Annotated in this window: 3 protein-coding genes; all 3 read right to left on the reverse strand. The window is 64.2% G+C overall.

Annotated features, from left to right (window positions below):
- A partial coding sequence (locus tag CHB74_RS21415; RefSeq protein ID WP_079640340.1) for a hypothetical protein occupies positions 1-415 on the reverse strand: 415 nt, incomplete at its 3' end.
- Positions 416-623: 208 nt separating this feature from the next.
- On the reverse strand, positions 624-1022 hold the full coding sequence (locus CHB74_RS21420) for a type II toxin-antitoxin system VapC family toxin (protein WP_197672744.1): 399 nt from the start codon (positions 1020-1022) through the stop codon (positions 624-626).
- Positions 1023-1033: 11 nt separating this feature from the next.
- Complete coding sequence (locus CHB74_RS21425; RefSeq protein WP_020818770.1) at positions 1034-1300, reverse strand: antitoxin; 267 nt, start codon at positions 1298-1300, stop codon at positions 1034-1036.
- Between the last annotated feature and the right edge of the window lie 338 nt (positions 1301-1638).

Below are 1638 nucleotides of genomic sequence, written 5' to 3' on the forward strand. Positions count from 1 at the left end.
GTCCCAACGGGTCGGGCCGCGTCGCGAGCAACGCACCCATGACGATGTCGTCGATACGGTCCCGGTCGACCGCGGGGGCACGGCCGTCGTCGTAGCGGACCGGCGGCGCGAAACCGGCTTCGACCCAGCTGGCGAGACCGTCCTGGGCGGCCTCGACATAGGCCGCGACCGAGGGATCGCGACGATAAGCGCCCGCATCGACCTTGAGACCGAGCGTGCGATAGATGCCGAAGTCGTGCCGGTTGGTGATAAAGACGAGGGCACACCCGTCCGGGGGCGGGCCGAAGCGGGCGATGACGGCGGCCCGATAGGCGGCGACCTCAAGCCGGTTGAGGCGCTCGAAGTCGGGGGTGTGGCCGAGCTGCGCGCAATCCTCGTGTCCGGGCGCGCCGCCGAGGTCGATGATGTCGGACATGGCCTTCTCCTGTTGCGTGAACACAAAGGCACACCCCCCTCCTCTCTCCGGCCATGAGGTCAATGGACGGCAAAGGCCCCCCGATCCGCTATGGAGCTGAAGGTCATCTCAAGGGTTAGGGTCGATCGCGAAGCGTGTGGCGGCGGCCCGCCGCTGGAGCGAGCCGATGCGCTAGACGAAAGCCATGCGGTGATTGCCCGGCATCCGGTCAATGAAGGTCGGCGATCCAGTTCTCGACTTTGAGTGCGCGTATCCGCGAGAAGTCTGTGATATTCGCGGTCACCAGCACTGCTTCCAGGGCATAGGCATGGGCAGCGATGAACCAGTCATTTGGCCCGATAGGCTTGCCGGCTGCTTCCAGCTCTGCGCGAATACCGGCATATTCAGTGTCGGCGGGGACATCGAGGGCAAGGATCTGGAGGCTGTCCAGAATGGCCTCGATCTGCGCCAGCAGCCGCGGCGAACCCGCTCTGGCGCAGCCGTAGCGGAGTTCCGCCGCGGTGATGATGCTGACACAGATCGCATCCGGGCCCACTTCGGCGATGCGTGCGGCAACCGATCCTTGCGGATTGCGGGCAAGCTCGGAGACGGTATTGGTGTCGAGCATATAGAGCCCGCTCACAGGTCGATGGCCTTTATCGGGAGCAATGTGTCCTCGACATCGGGAAACTGATCATCGGGCCCGAGCGGCTGCAGGGATGCGAGGACTTCCAGAAGATTCTTGCGGCGTACCGGTTCGATAATGAGGCGGTCGCCATCGCGATGGATCATCACGCGGTCACCCGGAAGTTCGAAATCGGCAGGGATGCGCAGAGCCTGACTCTTGTTGTTCCGGAACAGTTTGGCTTCTCGTGGAGGGACGGAAACTGCTTTTTTCCGGGCCATATCGACCTCCTTTGCATATGCATGAACATATGCATTGTACTGGGGAAATGTCAAGATTGTAGCCCATGCCGGGTGTTGCCGTACCAGTCACCGGAGCCGAGCGTGATGCGGCCCTCTGTCATGGAGAAATACAAAAGGCCCCCGCTCCGCGATGGAAGCGAGGGCCTCTTGAAGCAACGACTGGACGGTGCTCAGCTTGCAAAGGCGTGCTCTGCCGACGACTGGCCGAGGCCGGCCTCGGCGCCCTGGGCCGGCGCGCCGGCGGTCTCGCCTTCGCCGGGCAGCGGCGGCAGCGCGTCATCGGCCTTGCGCGCCATCTCCGAGGCGAGGTCGCGCCG

Origin of the sequence: Edaphosphingomonas laterariae (assembly GCF_900188165.1) — a bacterium.
Classification (GTDB): domain Bacteria; phylum Pseudomonadota; class Alphaproteobacteria; order Sphingomonadales; family Sphingomonadaceae; genus Sphingomonas_E; species Sphingomonas_E laterariae.

What these genes read in the sequence shown, in the direction of transcription:
- CHB74_RS21425 (WP_020818770.1), bottom strand. Translation starts at nt 1,300, where the DNA reads ATGGCCCGGAAAAAAGCAGTTTCCGTCCCTCCACGAGAAGCCAAACTG.
- CHB74_RS21420 (WP_197672744.1), bottom strand. Translation starts at nt 1,022, where the DNA reads ATGCTCGACACCAATACCGTCTCCGAGCTTGCCCGCAATCCGCAAGGA.